At 71.2% G+C, this 594-nt stretch carries 1 protein-coding gene; it reads left to right on the top strand.

Annotated features, from left to right (window positions below; translation table 11 throughout):
- A partial coding sequence (locus tag BYZ73_RS21600; protein ID WP_146746410.1) for a phage tail protein occupies positions 1 to 594 on the top strand: 594 nt, incomplete at both ends.

Below are 594 nucleotides of genomic sequence, written 5' to 3'. Positions count from 1 at the left end.
TCAACGGCGTGCTCGATACCGAGGCCAGCCCGCGCGAGAACCTCGATGCGCTCTCCTCGGCCTGGGGCGGCTGGTGGGCCTGCGAACGCGGGCGGCTGACCCTTGGCGGCGCTGTCTGGGAAGAGCCCGACCTGACCATCACCGAGGACATGCTGGTCGCGGGGATCCGGGTGATCGCGCGGCGCCCCTTCGAGGACCAGTTCAACACCGTCAAGGCGCAGTTCGCCGACGCGACGGCCGAGCATGTGGTGACCGACCTGCCGGTGCTGGCCTCCGAGACGTATCGCGCGGCGGACAATGGCGAGCGGCTGGTGCGCGATCTGGGCGAGCTGCCGGGCGAGACCGATCCGGTGCGCGGCCAGCGGCTGATGAAGCTGGCACTCCTGAAGGGGCGGCGCCAGCGCCAGGCGATCCTGCCCTGCAGCCTTGCCGCCTGGGGCGTGCGGCTGGGCGATAATATACGTGTCACGATCCCGCGGCGGGGCTGGGAGGCCAAGGCCTTCGAGGTCACCGGCCGCGCGGTGACGGTCGGCCCCGAAGGCGTCCAGGTGCGGCTGACCTGTCTGGAAACCGGCCCCGCGATCTTCGACTGGC

It is taken from the genome of Rhodovulum viride (assembly GCF_003265965.1).
GTDB lineage: Bacteria > Pseudomonadota > Alphaproteobacteria > Rhodobacterales > Rhodobacteraceae > Rhodovulum > Rhodovulum kholense.
This window is presented reverse-complemented; position numbering and strand designations above follow the sequence as displayed.